The sequence below is a fragment of the Nocardioides sp. CPCC 206347 genome (genome assembly GCF_048654605.1).
Lineage (GTDB): Bacteria > Actinomycetota > Actinomycetes > Propionibacteriales > Nocardioidaceae > Nocardioides.
The window spans coordinates 1083400-1099728 of record NZ_JBMCYZ010000001.1; the positions used below are offsets into that span (position 1 = coordinate 1083400).

At 70.8% G+C, this 16329-nt stretch carries 13 protein-coding genes; 5 read left to right on the top strand and 8 right to left on the bottom strand.

Annotation, left to right across the window (positions count from 1 at the left end):
• The first annotated feature begins 15 nt into the window (after nt 1-15).
• Nucleotides 16-1002: a malate dehydrogenase gene (locus ACOACQ_RS05220; RefSeq protein ID WP_378599291.1), complete on the top strand. Its 987-nt coding sequence runs from the start codon at nt 16-18 to the stop codon at nt 1000-1002.
• A gap of 114 nt (nt 1003-1116) precedes the next feature.
• On the opposite strand, the gene ACOACQ_RS05225 is transcribed toward ACOACQ_RS05220, so the two are convergent.
• The 5 genes from ACOACQ_RS05225 to ACOACQ_RS05245 form a co-directional block, all read right to left on the bottom strand.
• Nucleotides 1117-1419, bottom strand: a complete 303-nt coding sequence (locus ACOACQ_RS05225; protein ID WP_378599288.1) for a DUF3017 domain-containing protein — start codon at nt 1417-1419, stop codon at nt 1117-1119.
• 47 nt (nt 1420-1466) lie between these two features.
• Nucleotides 1467-2339 (bottom strand): bifunctional methylenetetrahydrofolate dehydrogenase/methenyltetrahydrofolate cyclohydrolase, encoded by an 873-nt coding sequence (locus tag ACOACQ_RS05230; protein WP_378599285.1) that lies wholly within the window; start codon nt 2337-2339, stop codon nt 1467-1469.
• A gap of 13 nt (nt 2340-2352) precedes the next feature.
• Nucleotides 2353-3927: a bifunctional phosphoribosylaminoimidazolecarboxamide formyltransferase/IMP cyclohydrolase gene (purH, locus tag ACOACQ_RS05235; protein WP_378599282.1), complete on the bottom strand. Its 1575-nt coding sequence runs from the start codon at nt 3925-3927 to the stop codon at nt 2353-2355.
• 125 nt (nt 3928-4052) lie between these two features.
• Entirely contained in the window at nt 4053-4667 is a 615-nt protein-coding gene (purN, locus tag ACOACQ_RS05240; RefSeq protein ID WP_378599279.1) for a phosphoribosylglycinamide formyltransferase, read from the bottom strand.
• 18 nt (nt 4668-4685) lie between these two features.
• Entirely contained in the window at nt 4686-6020 is a 1335-nt protein-coding gene (locus ACOACQ_RS05245; RefSeq protein WP_378599276.1) for a DUF6350 family protein, read from the bottom strand.
• Nucleotides 6021-6104: 84 nt separating this feature from the next.
• Here ACOACQ_RS05245 and ACOACQ_RS05250 point away from each other — a divergent pair, with 84 nt between their 5' ends.
• The 3 genes from ACOACQ_RS05250 (at nt 6105) to ACOACQ_RS05260 (ending at nt 10204) form a co-directional block, all read left to right on the top strand.
• Nucleotides 6105-8069 (top strand): hypothetical protein, encoded by a 1965-nt coding sequence (locus ACOACQ_RS05250; protein WP_378599274.1) that lies wholly within the window; start codon nt 6105-6107, stop codon nt 8067-8069.
• A gap of 136 nt (nt 8070-8205) precedes the next feature.
• Complete coding sequence (locus ACOACQ_RS05255) at nt 8206-8715, top strand: SigE family RNA polymerase sigma factor (RefSeq protein ID WP_378599271.1); 510 nt, start codon at nt 8206-8208, stop codon at nt 8713-8715.
• The gene (locus ACOACQ_RS05260) at nt 8708-10204 is read left to right on the top strand and encodes a hypothetical protein (protein ID WP_420287764.1); all 1497 of its coding nucleotides are present in this window, start codon (nt 8708-8710) and stop codon (nt 10202-10204) included. The genes ACOACQ_RS05255 and ACOACQ_RS05260 overlap by 8 nt, the downstream gene beginning before the upstream one ends.
• Before the next feature lie 99 nt (nt 10205-10303).
• Here ACOACQ_RS05260 and sucD read toward each other — a convergent pair whose 3' ends face one another.
• Together sucD and sucC are read right to left on the bottom strand one after the other, a co-directional pair.
• A complete protein-coding gene (gene sucD / locus ACOACQ_RS05265; RefSeq protein ID WP_378599263.1) occupies nt 10304-11200 on the bottom strand; it encodes a succinate--CoA ligase subunit alpha in 897 nt (298 codons plus the stop codon).
• 11 nt (nt 11201-11211) lie between these two features.
• Nucleotides 11212-12378 carry an ADP-forming succinate--CoA ligase subunit beta gene (gene sucC, locus ACOACQ_RS05270; RefSeq protein ID WP_378599260.1) on the bottom strand — a complete coding sequence of 389 codons (1167 nt, stop codon included), beginning with the start codon at nt 12376-12378 and terminating at the stop codon, nt 11212-11214.
• Nucleotides 12379-12725: 347 nt separating this feature from the next.
• Here sucC and ACOACQ_RS05275 point away from each other — a divergent pair, with 347 nt between their 5' ends.
• Nucleotides 12726-13856, top strand: a complete 1131-nt coding sequence (locus ACOACQ_RS05275) for a M23 family metallopeptidase (RefSeq protein ID WP_420287765.1) — start codon at nt 12726-12728, stop codon at nt 13854-13856.
• 7 nt (nt 13857-13863) lie between these two features.
• Here ACOACQ_RS05275 and pcrA read toward each other — a convergent pair whose 3' ends face one another.
• A complete protein-coding gene (gene pcrA / locus ACOACQ_RS05280; protein WP_420287766.1) occupies nt 13864-16302 on the bottom strand; it encodes a DNA helicase PcrA in 2439 nt (812 codons plus the stop codon).
• Nucleotides 16303-16329: the final 27 nt, after the last annotated feature.

The following is a 16329-nucleotide window of genomic DNA, read 5'->3' on the forward strand; positions in this document are numbered from 1 at the left end:
CTTAGGAGTCTTCCTGTGAGCACCACCCCGCTCAAGGTGGCCGTGACCGGCGCAGCCGGCCAGATCGGCTACAGCCTGCTCTTCCGCATCGCCAGCGGCGCCATCGCCGGTGACCGTCCCGTCGAGCTCCGCCTGCTCGAGATCGAGCCGGCCCTCAAGGCCCTCGAGGGCGTCGTGATGGAGCTCGACGACTGCGCGTTCCCGAACCTCGCCGGTGTCGTCATCGGCTCGGACCCGGAGCAGGTCTTCGACGGCGTCAACCTCGCCCTGCTCGTCGGCGCCCGCCCGCGCGGCCCCGGCATGGAGCGCGGCGACCTGCTGGCCGCCAACGGCGCGATCTTCACCGCGCAGGGCAAGGCCCTCAACAAGGTCGCTGCTGACGACGTCCGCATCGGTGTCACCGGCAACCCGGCCAACACCAACGCGCTCATCGCCGCGACGAACGCCCCTGACATCCCCAAGGACCGGTTCTCGGCGCTGACCCGCCTCGACCACAACCGGGCGATCTCGCAGCTGGCCGCCAAGACCGGCTCGGACGTCACCGACATCAAGAAGATCACGATCTGGGGCAACCACTCGGCCACCCAGTACCCCGACATCTTCCACGCCGAGATCGGTGGCAAGAACGCTGCCGAGGTCGTCAACGACCAGGCGTGGATCGCCGACACGTTCATCCCGACCGTCGCCAAGCGCGGCGCGGCGATCATCGACGCCCGTGGCGCCTCCTCGGCCGCCTCGGCCGCCTCGGCGACCTGCGACGCTGCCCGCGACTGGCTCAACGGCACCCCGGCCGGCGACTGGGTCTCCATGGCCGTCGTCTCCGACGGTTCCTACGGCGTCCCCGAGGGCCTCGTCTCCTCGTTCCCGGTCACCACCGCGAACGGCGACTGGAGCATCGTCCAGGGCCTCGAGATCGACGACTTCTCGCGCGGCAAGATCGACGCGTCCGTCGCCGAGCTCGCCGACGAGAAGGCTGCCGTCACGGAGCTCGGCCTCATCTGACGCGAGTTGGGGTTTGTCACCCCCGAGTTGTACGAAAACACCACACCCCGCGGCCCGTAGGTCGTGGGGTGTGGTGTTTTCGTACAACTCGGGGGTGACAAACCCCAACTCGCGCTAGACCGGCTGATCCGGGATCGTCTGGGCCAGCAGGAACAAGGTGATCCCGATGGCCAGCAGGATCGTGACGTCCAGGAAGCGGTGGCGGATGGCGAGCATGCCGGCGTCCTTCTCCGGCAGCGCGAGCCGCATGACGGCGGCAAAGCCGAGCACTCCGGAGATGATCGTGATTCCGAGCCGCCAGTCGGAGATGGCCGCGACGACGACGCCGGCAAGGGTGCCGCCCAGGATCGCGAGATAGCAGAAGCCGCCGATCGTCGCGGGCGCGTAGCGCCGGGGCGCGCGCTCGCCGATAGGCACCGGCTCCGGGGTGACCGGGACCGCCGCTACGCCCTCCAGGTCGTCGTTCAGTGCGCTGCCTTCCCGCCCTCGTGCGCGGCCTGCTCGGCCATGGTGACCACGTTGGCCAGCAGCATCGCGCGCGTCATCGGTCCGACGCCACCCGGGTTCGGCGACACCCAGCCCGCGACGTCCCAGACGTCATCGGCGACGTCCCCGGCGATCTTGCCATCGACCCGGCTGACACCGACGTCGAGCACGGCCGCGCCGGGCTTGACCATGTCGGCGGTGATGATGCCGGGCACGCCGGCGGCAGCGACCACGATGTCGGCCTCGCGCACGTGCGCGGCCAGGTCGACGGTGCCGGTGTGGCACAGCGTGACGGTGGCGTTCTCGGACCGGCGGGTCAGCAGCAGGCCCAGCGGACGACCGACGGTGATGCCGCGGCCCACCACGACCACGTTGGCCCCCGCGATCGGGACGTCGTGGCGACGCAGCAGCTCGACGATGCCGTACGGCGTGCACGGCAGCGGCGCCTCGTTGCCGAGGACCAGCCAGCCGAGGTTGGTCGGGTGCAGGCCGTCGGCGTCCTTGGCAGGGTCGATCAGGCCGAGCACGCGGTTCTCGTCGCGACCGCGCGGCAACGGCAGCTGCACGATGTAGCCGGTGCAGGCAGGGTCCTCGTTGAGGGCCGCGACGGCGTCCTCGATCTCCTGCTGGGTGGCGACCTCGGGCAGGTCGACGCGGATCGACGCGATGCCGACCTCCGCGCAGTCCTTGTGCTTGCCGTTGACGTACCAGCGCGAGCCCGGGTCGTCACCGACCAGGACCGTGCCGAGACCGGGCGTGATGCCCTGCTCCTTCAGCGCGGCGACGCGGGCACGCAGTTCGTCCTTGATGGCCGCCGCAGTGGCGGAGCCGTCGAGCTTCTGTGCAGTCACGGTGGTCATCCTGTCAGTGCGCGAAATGCCGGGTGCCGGTGAAGTACATGGTGACCCCCGCCGCTTCGCAGGCCGCGATGGTCTCGTCGTCACGCACCGAGCCACCCGGCTGCACGATCGCCTTCACGCCCGCGTCGAGCAGGATCTGCGGGCCGTCGGCGAACGGGAAGAAGGCGTCGGACGCGGCCACCGAACCGGTGGCCCGCTCCCCCGCCCGGGTCACCGCGAGCCTGCAGGAGTCGACGCGGTTGACCTGGCCCATGCCGATGCCGACCGAGGAACCGCCGGTGGCGAGCAGGATCGCGTTGGACTTCGCGGCCCGCACCGAGCGCCACGCGAACGCGAGGTCGGCGAGGGTCTGCTCGTCGGCAGCCTGTCCGGTCGCGAGCGTCCAGTTGGCCGGGTCGTCGCCATCGGCCTGGAAGCGGTCGGCGTGCTGCATCAGCAGGCCGCCGCTGATCGGGCGGGTCTCGACGCCACCCTGTGCGAGCGGTTCGGCGACGAGGATCCGGATGTTCTTCTTGCCCTGCAGCACCTCGACCGCGCCTTCGTCGTACCCGGGGGCGACGATGACCTCGGTGAAGATCTCGGCGACCTGCTCGGCCATCTGCTTCGAGACGTTCACGTTGGTCGCGATGACCCCGCCGAACGCGGAGACCGGGTCGCACTCGTGGGCGCGGCGGTGGGCCTCGGCCACGTCGGCGCCGACGGCGATGCCGCACGGGTTGGCGTGCTTGATGATCGCCACCGTCGGGAGGTCACCGTGGTCGTACGCCGCCCGGCGGGCCGCGTCCGTGTCGACGTAGTTGTTGTAGGACATCTCCTTGCCGTGCAGCTGCTCGGCAGCCGCGAGGCCACCCGGCCCGAAGCCGTTGCGGTAGAGCGCGGCGGGCTGGTGCGGGTTCTCGCCGTACCGGAGGACCGCGGACTTGTCGTAGGTGCCGCCGACCCAGGCCGGGAAGCCGGTGCTGATGCCGTCCTCGACGGTGCTGTCGGTGAGCACGCTGCCCATCCAGGAGGCGACCTGGACGTCGTACGTCGCCGTGTGGACGAACGCCTTGGCGGCGAGCGCCTTGCGCTCCTCCAGGGTGAAGCCACCCTCCCGGGTGGCCTCGAGGGCCCGCGCATAGTCGGCACCGTCGGTGACGATCGCGACGGAGGGGTGGTTCTTGGCGGCGGCGCGGACCATGGAGGGGCCGCCGATGTCGATCTTCTCGATGCAGTCGTCGATGCCGGCGCCGGAGGCGACCGTGGCCGCGAACGGGTAGAGGTTCACGACGACGATGTCGAACGGCGCGACCTCGAGCTCCTCGAGCTGCTGCACGTGCTCGGGCAGGCGACGGTCGGCGAGGATGCCGGCGTGGACGCGTGGGTGGAGCGTCTTCACGCGGCCGTCGAGGCACTCGGGGAAGCCGGTGAGGTCCTCCACCTTCGTGACAGGCAGGCCGAGGCTGTCGATCAGGGCGGCCGAGCCGCCGGTCGAGACGAGCTCGACGCCGGCGTCGTGGAGGCCGCGGACGAGGTCCTCGAGGCCGGTCTTGTCGAAGACGGAGATCAGTGCGCGCTTGATCTGGATCCGGTCAGTCATGGCGATTCAGTTTCCTCATCGGTCGATGCCAGTCGATGAGGGCACCCAGGCGATCGATGCCGACTCGTCACTCCCTGGTGGTTGCCCACCTGCGCCAGTCGTGTGCCGGCGATTCTACTTCTGAGTCAGCCTCCGAAGCGAACCCGGCGCCCCTCGACCGAGAAGCCCTCCCGGGCCATCTTGCCGACCGCGTCAACCAGCATCGCCCGCTCGGCGACCTTGATCCGCTCGTGGAGCGTCTCCTCGGTGTCGTCGTCATCGACGGGAACGGTGGTCTGGGCGACGATCGCGCCCGTGTCGACCCCCGCGTCGACGATGAACAACGTCGCACCGGTCACCTTGACGCCGTACTCCAGCGCCTCGCGCGGCCCGTGCATCCCGGGGAACGACGGCGACAGGGCCGGGTGGGTGTTGACCGTGCGCCCACCGAAGGCGTCGAGGAAGGTCTCGCCGACCAGCTTCATGAACCCCGCGAGTACGACGACGTCGGGCTCGAACGCGGCCACCTTGTCCGCCAGGGCGCGGTCCCAGTGCTCCCGCGAGGTGTAGTCCTTCACCTTCGCGGTGAACGTCGGCACGCCCACTGCCTCTGCCCGGGCGAGGCCCTCGATGCCCTCGCGGTCCGCACCCACCGCGACGACCTTCGCGCCGTACGCCTCGTCGGTGCAGGCGTCCAGCAACGCCTGGAGGTTCGTGCCCGAGCCGGACACGAGGACGACGAGGCGGGTGGGCGATGGCACGGCCCGGAGTCTAGGGGTTCAGCGACGGAACGGGAGCCGCGGCAACCGTGCCCGGACCGCACCGAGGCGCGCACTCAGCCAGTCGCCGCCGTCACGCTGCCACCAGCACACGAGCAGGGCGCCGGCGACGCCCCCGATCCCGAAGGACGTGATGGCGTGGAGCAGGACGTCGAAGGTGTACGGCCCGACGGCGCTCATCCGGCCGGGGCCGACCGCTCCCCCGGCGAACGCCGTGAGGATGGCGAGTACGACGCCCGCTGTGATGCCGCCTGCGCAGCCGCGGATGGCGGCCCGGTCCCAGGCGAGGACCGGGCGGTCACGCTGCACGCGGCCCGCGACGACCGCGGCGACGACGACGGGGATGACCATCAGCCAGCCGGTCCACCACGGGGTCGGGCCCTGGTCGGGGAGTGCGGCCAGCAGGGGGAACATCGGGAGCGGGCCGAGCACGACCAGGCTCGTCGAGACCGTGGTGCCGGTGCCGACGGCGAAACCCGGGCCCAGGACGTAGGAGCTGGAGAACAGCACTGCGTTGGGCAGGACCGCGGCGGTCGCGAGCGCCATCAGCGCGATGGCGCCGGCGTCGGCGTGCAGCTGGGAGACCACGTTGGCGGCGGTCGAGAAGTCCAGGACGAACGCTGCGAAGAGGGCGAACAGGCTGATCGCGAACCAGGTGCGCAGGATCCGCCAGGCCACCTGCGCGACGTCCCGCACCGCGTCCGGGACGACGGGCAGCCAGATCGAGGCGCGGCCGGAGCCGAGGGCGATGGCAGGCATCCCGGCCACTCCACCGACCAGGATCGACCAGAGCACGACGCGTGCCGGGCTCGGGGACGACGCCGCCGTCGAGGCAACGGCACACGCGACGACACCCACGACGGCGTACCCGAGGGTGAACAGCCCCGAAGCGATCGGGACGGTCCAGTCCCGTTCGCCGTCGGCGATCCGGGCGGCGTCGGGACCGTGTCCGGAGACCGACTCGCCGACCCGGTGACCGACCCGCCAGGTCGCCCAGGCACACAGCAGGGTGAGGCCGAGCGGGATCGCGGTCAGCCGGATGCCTTCGACGGAGACGCCCGAGCCGTGGGCGGCCAGCCAGCCGTGCGCGCCGACCCGCAGCGCGCCGCTCGGGCTGCCCTCGCCGCCGGCGTTGGTGAGGAACCAGCCCACGACGGCCACGGCCAGGCAGACCAGCAGCGGTCCGCCGGCGGCCAGCGCGCCGCCGATGGTCGCGGTCGGCACCAGCGGGCGGCTGGTGGCGAGGTCCTGGCGCAGCGCGGCGTCAGTCCGACCGCCTTTGGCAGTGCGGGCGGCACCGGTGCTGCGCGCCGAGGAGGACTGGAGCGACGTCATGGTGCGTCCATCTTCACGCCCGGACCCTGAGCGAGGTGGGTCGCCACGCCGCAACAACCCCGATGGTCGTACGGTTGTCGGGTCATGACCGTGTCCCGCCCGAACGCCGCTTCGCCGTCCGACGCCCAGCCCGCCGGCGCGCCGTCGTACGTCAGCAACGCGGACCTCACCGCGAGCTTCGACGCCTTCTACCGCGACGCCCGTGACCGGTTGCTGCTGCAGACCTTCGCCCTGACCGGGGACCTCTCGGTGGCCCGCAGCGCGGTCCGGGAGGCGTACGTCGTCGCGTGGCACCACTGGCGCAAGACCTCCCGGCTGGCCGACCCGGAGATGTCGGTCCGCCCCGCTGCGTGGCGCAAGGCGCTGCGCCGCAGCAACACCCGTCCGCTGCGGCGGCGCAAGGACCTCGACGAGCAGAGCCGCAACATCCTCGACGCCCTGGCCGCACTGCCCCTCGCCCAGCGCAAGGCGCTCCTGCTGACCCAGCTGGCCGCGGTGTCGATGGACGAGATGGCCCACGAGGTGGGCCTGCCGCTGGAAGCAGCCGAGCGTGAGCTGCAGCTCGGCGCGGCACAGCTGGCCACGCAGCTGAACATCCCCACGTCGGCGATCCCGCTGTCGTTCAACTCGTTGGCGCCGGCGACCCGCAGCGTCACCTGGCCGCGGGTGACGATCATCCGCCGCGCGGGCATCGCCCGCCGCCGCGCCCACACGATCATCGGGGGCGCGACCGCCGTGGTCGCGCTCGTCGCCAGCGGCGCGGTCGCGATGGATGCCACGGGCGCCCGCCCGACGTTGCACCGTGAGGGCATCCCCGCCGCGACCGCGCCTCCGCCGTCCGGACCTGCCATCAACACGCTGCCCGACACAGCACTGCTGCAGCTGCAGACCGTCCAGGACACACTCCCCGGCCGCGGCTGGCAGCTGAGCGGCACCGTCGACAACTCCACCGGCAACGGCCGGGTCCTCCCCTGCCAGCCCGACCGGTACGCCGACCCGCAGGGCACCGCCGCGTGGGTCCGCGCCTTCCGCAACGCCCCACCGAGGACCGCCACCCGCACGGTGATCCAGTTCGCCGAGGCGTCCGCGGCCGAGCCGCGCGCGATCCGCACCTACCGCCGCACCCTGCGCTGGCTCACCTCGTGTCCCACCCCCGCCGACGACCCGTCCGCGATCCCGCGGATCCAGCTGGTCAGCACCGCCGACCTGCCCGGAGTCGGCGACCAGGCCAGCCTGATGGTGCTGCGCTCGCGGGTGGACAAGACCAAGTACGTCGTCGGGGTGGCCCGCTCCGGCCTGTTCACCACGACCACCTCGGTCGCCACCACGACCGCCGGCGCGGCAGTACGCCGCGAGGGTGTCGCCGCGCTGCTGTCCGCTGCCGTCAACCGGCTCTGCGCGCTGGCCGACGGTGGGGCGTGCGCACGGACCGACACGAAGCTGGTCAACCGGGCGGCGTACCCCGTCGGCAAGGTGCCGTGGATGCTCTCCGAGGTCGACCTGCCGCCGCTGAGCCGCGACCAGGGCCCGTGGGTCGGCACCCCGGCGACCGCACTGACCGAGGACCGGGTCGACTCCGGCGCGATCGGCTGCACGACGGCGCACCTGTTCGGGACCTTCCGCAAGACGAAGATCCAGGCCAACCAGTTCCGCACCTTCGTCCTGAGCGAGTCCAAGCTGCCGCCGGAGGTCGGCCTCACCCAGACCGTCGGGGCGCTCCCGGTCGAGACCGCACGCGCCTTCGTGCGCCGAATCCGCGAGCAGATCGCGGCCTGCCCGGACCTCGACAAGAGCGCCGGCACCGAGGTGAAGCAGCTCGCGAACAGCAGCACCGGCAAGTCCGCGCTGACCGCCTGGCGCCTCAGCACCGCGCTGCCCGGCGACCGCACCGTCGAGTACGACGTCGCCGTGCTCCGCAGCGGCACCTCGGTCTCCCTCCTCGTGTTCGTCGCCGCGCCGCGCGCCCGAATCGCCGAGAGCGACTTCGTGGCGCTGACCCGACGGACCCTCGAGCGGCTCGCCGTGATGGCGGCGTACAAGGCCGGCTGACCGACCCGTCGCCGTACCCTCGGGAAAGCTCGATCCGGAAAGTTCGGAGAGGGATGCAACCCCGCCCCTGCGTCGGGCGTATCACTCCCGACAGCCCCACCTGGGGGCGCGCAGATCGGTCCGTGAGGAGGTCGACGTGGAGGCGAACGAATTCGACGAGTTCTACGCAGCGTCGTTCCGACGGGTGACCGGCCAGGTCTACGCGATGATCGGGGACTTCGATGAGGCCACCGAGTGCGTCCAGGAGGCGTTCGCTCGCGCCTGGGCCCACCGTCGCAAGCTGGACAGGGCCGAGTACCCGGAAGCCTGGGTTCGCACCACCGCCTACCGCATCGCGGTGAGCAGGTGGCGCCGTCGCAAGCGCGGTGAGCGCTCGCCCGACCGGGCGGTCGGCCACAGCGGCGTCGCTCCGGCGGTCGACGAGTCGCACGTCGCCCTGGTGGCCGCCCTCAAGCGACTGCCCGAGGCCCAGCGCCAGGCGCTGGTCCTGCACCACATCGCCGACCTCCCGGTGCAGCAGGTCGCTGCCGAGGTGGGCGTTCCCGAGGGAACCATCAAGGCCCGGCTCAGCCGGGGACGCGTGGCCCTGGCCGCGCTGCTGGCCGACGAGACCGGCCTCGCGGGAGGGGGGATGACCCATGTCTGAGCACGACCCGATCAACGATCTGTCCCGGTTCGGCGACGACTTCAGCACAGGAACAGGAGGCGACATGCCGCTCTCCGCAGCCGCCGTCCGACGCCGCGGCGACCAGATCCGCCGCCGTCGTACTGCCCTGGTGGCGGGCGCCTCGGCCCTGGCCGTGGCCGCTGTCGCCGTCCCGATCCTCGCGATCGCCGGAGGCAACCCGAAGGCCGACGACAACAACGACATCGCCGACGACAAGGCGAACGCGCAGTCGCTGAGCGCCGAGAACCTGCTCCGCGACGCGGACACCGAGTACTTCCCGAACGACAAGACGCCCTGGCGCACCAGCGAGACCTTCGAGGGCGACGGCCAGGCGGTGTACCACCCGTGCCAGCAGCAGGCGCTCAGCGAGCTGGGTGCGACGAACAGCTTCACCCGCGCCTTCGAGTACGTCCCGCAGCTCGACCCCGGTGACGTCGCCCCACCGGAGGCGCCTCGTGACCGGCTGGTCGAGCAGATCGCGGAGTTCACGTCCCCGGCGGCTGCACGCTCGGCGTACGACACGTTCGCCCAGTGGGTCCTCGACTGTGAGTTCCCCGATGCCGACCGCACCAACGTCGTGCCCGACGCACGGACCGTCCCCGTGTCCTCCGGCACCGAGGCCGTCATCTACGACCTCAACTGGACGCTGGAGCCGGAGTCCGAGGACCCGCTCGGTGAGACCAGCTACATCAACGAGACCGGCCTCGTCCTCCAGGGCGACCGGATCGCGGCGATCGCAGTGACGATCAACGGCCAGGACTACAACTTCCTCGACGAGGAGGGCGGAACGCCGGTCAAGCGGATGATCCCGAAGGCAGCCGACCGGCTGGACGGAGCAGCGGACGAACCGGGCTCCCCGACGACCTCCGACCCGTCGGCACCCACCAGCAGCACCGTGAACCCGGCGATTGCACCGGACTTCCCGCTCATCTCCCGCTGGCCGGACGCCAGCGAGGCCGAGCCCGGAGAGGACGGCATCGTCGGACCCGCTCGCGACCTGGAGCCGCTGCCCTTCGCTCCCTGCGAGACGGCGCTGCCGGACGCACCGCACGCCGACCGGCTGACGGCCCAGTGGTCGAACGTGGAGGACTACCGCACCCGGCAGCTGACGACGTACTCCACGGTCGACGAGGCCATCGCCGCCATCGGGGACATCCGGACGATCTTCATGGACTGCCCGGTCGGCGAGACCCGCGACGACGGCTACACACCGAAGTGGGCGGTTCGCGAAGGCACCGTCGGCGGCGAGTCGTTCGCCGTGCTCGGCTGGGACGAGTTCAACGGGGCATCGACGACCTTCGGGGAGACGCTCCTCGTGGTCCGCGTCGGCCTCTCCGTCCTGGTCGTCGCCCACTCCGGCCACTCGGGCAACCCGCAGGGCCGGGAGAACGTCATCGTCGACGAGATCACCGCGGAGTCGGCCGACGTGATCGCCCGGATGTGCGCCTTCACCGAAGCTGGCTGCTGAGCCGTCGTCGTACAAAAGGAACGAAGCCCCGCCACTCGCGAGAGTGGCGGGGCTTCGGGTCTCGAGACGGTCGCTACGCGACCTCCTCGACCAACGGGTTCACAGCGACTGCAGGATCTCCCGCGCCAGGGCAGCGGTCGCGGACGGCGTCTTGCCGACCTTGACGCCGACGGCCTCGAGGGCCTCCTGCTTGGCAGCCGCGGTACCGGCCGAGCCGGAGACGATGGCGCCGGCGTGGCCCATCGTCTTGCCCTCGGGGGCGGTGAAGCCCGCGACGTAGCCGACGACCGGCTTGGTGATGTTGTCCTTGATGTAGAGCGCCGCACGCTCCTCGGCGTCGCCGCCGATCTCGCCGATCATGACGATCACCTTGGTCTCCGGGTCCTCCTCGAAGGCCTGGAGGGCGTCGATGTGCGTGGTGCCGACGATCGGGTCGCCGCCGATGCCGATGGCGGTCGAGAAGCCGAAGTCACGCAGCTCGTACATCATCTGGTAGGTCAGCGTGCCCGACTTCGACACGAGACCGACCGGGCCCTTGCCCGCGATGGTGTGCGGGGTGATGCCGGCCAGCGACTCGCCGGGCGTGATGATGCCCGGGCAGTTCGGGCCGATCATCCGGGTGGACTTGCCCTGCAGGTAGGACCACACCTCGGCGGAGTCCTGGACCGGCACGCCCTCGGTGATGACCACGATCAGCGGCATCTCGGCGTCGATCGCCTCGATGGCCGCGTCCTTGGTGAAGGCCGGCGGGACGAACAGGACCGACACGTTCGCGCCGGTCTCCTTCATCGCCTCCGACACGGTGCCGAACACCGGGAGCTCCACGTCGGCGCCAGCGGCGTCCTTGTGGGTGACCGTGGTGCCGGCCTTGCGGGCGTTGACGCCGCCGACGATCGTCGCGCCGGACTCGATCATCAGGGCAGTGTGCTTCGCACCCATGCCACCGGTGATGCCCTGGACGATGATCTTGCTGTCCTTGTTCAGGTAAATGCTCATGTCTCGTCCCCTCAGGCGTTCGCGAGCTCGGCGGCCTTGTCGGCCGCTCCGTCCATCGTGTCGACGAGGGTCACCAGCGGGTGGTTGGCCTCGGCCAGGATCTGGCGACCCAGCTCGACGTTGTTGCCGTCGAGGCGGACCACGAGCGGCTTGGTGGCGGCGTCGCCGAGGAGCTCGAGAGCACCGACGATGCCCTTCGCGACCTCGTCACACGCGGTGATGCCACCGAAGACGTTCACGAACACGGACTTGACCTGCGCGTCGTTGAGGATCACGTCGAGGCCGTTGGCCATCACCTCGGCGTTGGCGCCGCCGCCGATGTCCAGGAAGTTGGCAGGCGTGACGCCGCCGTGGTTCTCGCCGGCGTACGCGACGACGTCGAGGGTCGACATGACCAGGCCCGCGCCGTTGCCGATGATGCCCACGGCACCGTCGAGCTTGACGTAGTTGAGGCCGAGGTCCTTGGCCTTCGCCTCGAGCGGGTCGGCGTCCTCGCGGATCTCGAAGTGCTCGTGGTCGGGGTGGCGCACCTCGGAGGCGTTCTCGTCGAGCGAGACCTTGCCGTCGAGGGCTTCCAGCTTGTCACCGGCGAGCCGCGCGAGCGGGTTCACCTCGACGAGCGTGGCGTCCTCCTCGACGAAGACCTTGTAGAGGTTCTCGATCATCGTGACGGCCTGCTCGAAGACGGGCTCCGGGAAGCCGGCCTCGGTCGCGATCTCGCGCGCCTTCGCCGCGTCGACTCCCTTGCCGGGGTCGATGGCGATCTTCTTCACGGCGTCGGGGTTGGTCTTCGCGACCTCTTCGATCTCGACACCACCCTCGACGGACGCGATGCAGAGGTACTGGCGGTTCGACCGGTCCAGCAGGAAGGAGAAGTAGTACTCCTCCTCCGGCGGGGTCGCGGGGGTGATCAGGACCCGGTTGACCGGGAGGTCCTTGATCGTGAGGTTCAAGATGTCGGTCGCGTACTGGAACGCCTCGTCGGGCGTCTTGGCGATCTTGACGCCACCAGCCTTGCCACGGCCGCCGGCCTTGACTTGCGCCTTGACGACGGTCACGCCGCCCAATTCCTCGGCGGCGGCCTTCGCGGCCTCGGGGGTCTCGACGACCACACCGAGGGTCGTCGTCACACCGTGCTTGGCGAAGAGCTCCTTCGCCTGATATTCCATCAGGTCCACTGCTACGTCCTCACATCTGGGTCAGAGGGTGGTGCGCACGGCGGCGCACCCTCGGGCACACTAGTCGTGACTGGCGAGTAGGACGAGTCCGGCCCCGGCGACGTGACGACGGTCACGGGCTCGTCGCGGGTCACCCGCACGTCACTCAGCCGTCACACGATCGTCCACAGGCGACACCCCCTGGGATTTCGGGGGCCGCCGGGCATCGGTTATGGTCGGTGACGCAAGTTTCACCTGGTCGCCACCCGGCGGCCACCTTGATCGAAGCCCTCTTCTCGGGCGACTCGGACGACAGGGCCCAGGTTGAAACGGCCTGCAGGATCGTCCCCCCAAGGAGTCAGCAGTCGATGGGTAACCACCGAGCGGATCCCCGCGCAGCGCGCCGCCGCTCGACCTCCCGCGCCGAGTCCACCGAGAAGTACGTCGGTAAGCGCATGGCTGGTCGAGCTGCCGAGACGACCGCGACGCTCGAAGTTGCCCCCGCCGCACCGGCCATCCGGGCCGCGGCCCCCGCTCCTGCCCCCGCTCCAGCTCCTGTCCTCGCTCCGCTTCCGGCGCCTGCCCCGGTCCTGACCCTGGTCGAGGCGGTCGGCTCGCCGGCGTACGTGCCCGACCGCGCTCCCACGGTGGAGCTGCCGGCGCTCCGCGACATCCCCCTGTTCGACCCCCTGACCGATTCCTCGGCCACCACGCTGCGGGCCGTCCAGCCCGCCGGCAAGCGCCGCGCGGTCAAGCACGTCGGCTCCCGCGGACCGCTGTTCCGCGGCCTGCCCTCGCTGCCCGTCGCCGTCGGTGTGGCCACGCTCGCCATCGCGATCGGTGGCGCGGTCGTCTCGACCGATCCCGAGCTGGCCTCGGCCACCGACCGCCTCACCGCCTCGAACGCCATGACCGGGTCCTTCGGCAACGGCGTCGTCGGCGGGCGCTCCCAGAGCGTCAGCCGCGACTCGGACCGCGACACCCTCGCCCAGGCCGCCGGCACCGACCTCGTCGCCGAGGCCGAGCGCCACGCCGAGGAGCGCAACAGCGCGCTCGGCGAGCTCGCCCAGGCCGCCGAGAAGGAAGCCGCCGAGATCGCCCTGAACCGCTGGGTGCTCCCGCTCGACAGCTACCGCCTCACCGCGACCTTCGGTGAGTACGGCCTGTGGTCGAGCTACCACACCGGCCTCGACTTCGCCGCTCCCGGCGGCACGCCGATCCGCGCCGTCACGAACGGTGTGGTCACCTCCGCCGGCTCCGACGGCGCCTACGGCAACAAGACCGTCCTGACCCTGGAGGACGGCACCGAGCTGTGGTTCTGCCACCAGTCGTCCTTCGCCGTGTCCGCCGGCGACACCGTCCGCAGCGGCGAGATCATCGGATACGTCGGCAGCACCGGCCACGTGACCGGCCCGCACCTGCACCTCGAGGTCCGCCCCGGTGGCGGCGACCCGGTCGACCCCGACGCGGCCCTCCGCGTGCATGGAGTGACGCCGTAACGCTCTTCTAGAGCTTGTCGACGGGGGCGTAGCGCAGCAGCAGGCGCTTGACGCCGTCGGAACCGAAGTCGATCGACGCGACGGACTTGTCGCCGGCTCCTTCGACGGACACGACCGTGCCCAGGCCGAACGAGTCGTGGGTGACCTTGTCGCCCGGCGCCAGGACCGGGATCGGCCGCGAGGGTCGTGACTTGGCGGCCGCGTCGGCGCGGGCCGCTGCGGAGCTGAAGTTGCGGCGCCCGGCCGCGGTCGGCTGCCCCAGGCTGGTCGTACCGGAGCCGCCGCCGGCGTACTCCCGACTGCTGGAGGCGTACGACGGGCGCGACCACTGCATCTGCCGGGCTTCGGTGCGCCGCCAGTCGACGAGGTCGATCGGCAGCTCGGCGAGGAACCGGGACGCCGGGTTGTGCGCGGGGGCGCCGAAGGCCGAGCGCACGACCGCCCGCGAGACGTAGAGGCGCTGGCGGGCTCGGGTGATGCCGACGTAGGCCAGCCGGCGCTCCTCCTCGAGCTCGGGACGATCGCCGAGGGACCGGGAGTGCGGGAAGACGCCGTCCTCCAGGCCGGTGAGGAACACGACGGGGAACTCCAGGCCCTTGGCGGTGTGGAGCGTCATCAGGGTGACCACGCCCTTGTCCTCCGGCGCGTCCGGGTCGTCCTCGGGGGCATCGGGGATCTGGTCGGCGTCGGCCACCAGCGCGACGCGCTCGAGGAAGTCGCCCAGCCCGGGCTCGACCGTGCCGGCGTCCACGTCCGCGGGGTCGGCCGACGGGCCGGCGACGGGGTCCTCGGCGAACTCGCGGGCGACCGCGACCAGCTCGCCGAGCGTCTCCAGGCGGCCCTCGTCCTGCATGTCGTCGGACGCCTCGAGGCTGGCGAGGTAGCCGGAGCGGTCGAGCACCGTCTCCAGGATGACGTCGGGCCGTTCGCGGGCCGCGACCATCTGCTGGAGCTCGTTGACCATCGTCACGAAGCCCTCGATCTGCGTCTGGCTCCGCGTCGCCAGGCCCGGTGCCTCGTCGGCACGCTGCAGGGCCTCCCAGAACGTGATCCGCTCCCTGTCGGCGAACATGGTGATCGCCAGCACCGCGCGGTCACCGATCCCCCGCCGCGGCGTGTTCAGGATCCGTCGTACGGAGATCGCGTCATCCGGGTTGACCAGCATCCGCAGGTACGCGAGCGCGTCGCGGATCTCCTTGCGGTCGTAGAAGCGCGTGCCGCCGACGACCTTGTAGGGCAGGCCGGTGCGGATGAAGATCTCCTCGAACACCCGCGACTGCGCGTTGGTCCTGTAGAACACCGCCATGTCGGAGGGACGCAGCCCGCCGTCGGTGAGCTTGTCGATCTCGCCGGAGACGAAACGGGCCTCGTCGTGCTGGTCGTCGGCGACGTACCCGACGATCTTCTCGCCGTCCCCGGCGTCGGACCACAGCCGCTTCGGCTTGCGGCTCTCGTTGCGTTCGATGACCGCGTTGGCGGCGCTGAGGATGGTCTGGGTGGAGCGGTAGTTCTGCTCGAGCAGCACGGTCCGCGCGTCGGGGAAGTCCTGTTCGAAGTCCATGATGTTGCGGATGTCGGCACCGCGGAACGCATAGATCGACTGGTCGGCGTCGCCGACGACCATCAGCTCGGCCGGGGGCACCCGGTCAGCAGGCACGCCGTCGAGGGTGTCGGGGTCCGGGGACTCCTCGAACTGCTGGCCGCAGAGCTGCTGGATGAGGGAGTACTGCGCGTGGTTGGTGTCCTGGTACTCGTCGACCAGGACGTGCCGGAACCGGCGGCGGTAGGTCTCCCGCACCTCCGGCTTGAGCTGGAAGAGCCGGACCGTCTCCATGATCAGGTCGTCGAAGTCGAAGGCGTTCGCCTCGCGCAGCCGCCGCTGGTACTGCCGGTACGCCGCCACGTAGGTCTCGTCGCTGGCGTTGGTCGCCTCGGCGGCGACGTCCTCGGGGTCACGCAGCTCGTTCTTGTGGTTGCTGATCCAGTGCAGCACCGGACCCGGCTGGTATCGGCGGGGATCGATCTCCAGGTCGTTGAGCACCAGGGTGATCAGGCGCTTCTGGTCCTGGCTGTCGTAGATCGAGAAGTTCGACTTGAGCCGTTCGTAGCCGAGGTGCTCCACCTCCTTGCGCAGGATCCGCACGCAGGCCGAGTGGAACGTGCTGACCCACATGATCCGGGCGCGGTTGCCGACCAGGTCGCTGACCCGCTCCTTCATCTCCGCCGCGGCCTTGTTGGTGAAGGTGATCGCGAGGATCGAACCGGGGTGCGCCTTGCGGACGGCGATCAGCCACGCGATCCGCCGCGTGAGCACACGGGTCTTGCCCGACCCGGCACCGGCCACGACCAGCAGGGGCGCACCTTCGTGCTGGACGGCCTGTTGCTGCGGGTCGTTGAGGCCCTCGAGGAGGAGGTCTGCGGTCAGGGCCGGGGGCGTCGTACTCATGCTCCTGCCAGCCTACGGCGCTGGGCC

What these genes read in the sequence shown, in the direction of transcription:
- purH (WP_378599282.1), bottom strand. Translation starts at nt 3,927, where the DNA reads ATGACTGACCGGATCCAGATCAAGCGCGCACTGATCTCCGTCTTCGAC.
- ACOACQ_RS05245 (WP_378599276.1), bottom strand. Translation starts at nt 6,020, where the DNA reads ATGACGTCGCTCCAGTCCTCCTCGGCGCGCAGCACCGGTGCCGCCCGC.
- ACOACQ_RS05250 (WP_378599274.1), top strand. Translation starts at nt 6,105, where the DNA reads ATGACCGTGTCCCGCCCGAACGCCGCTTCGCCGTCCGACGCCCAGCCC.
- ACOACQ_RS05260 (WP_420287764.1), top strand. Translation starts at nt 8,708, where the DNA reads ATGTCTGAGCACGACCCGATCAACGATCTGTCCCGGTTCGGCGACGAC.
- sucD (WP_378599263.1), bottom strand. Translation starts at nt 11,200, where the DNA reads ATGAGCATTTACCTGAACAAGGACAGCAAGATCATCGTCCAGGGCATC.
- ACOACQ_RS05275 (WP_420287765.1), top strand. Translation starts at nt 12,726, where the DNA reads ATGGGTAACCACCGAGCGGATCCCCGCGCAGCGCGCCGCCGCTCGACC.
- pcrA (WP_420287766.1), bottom strand. Translation starts at nt 16,302, where the DNA reads ATGAGTACGACGCCCCCGGCCCTGACCGCAGACCTCCTCCTCGAGGGC.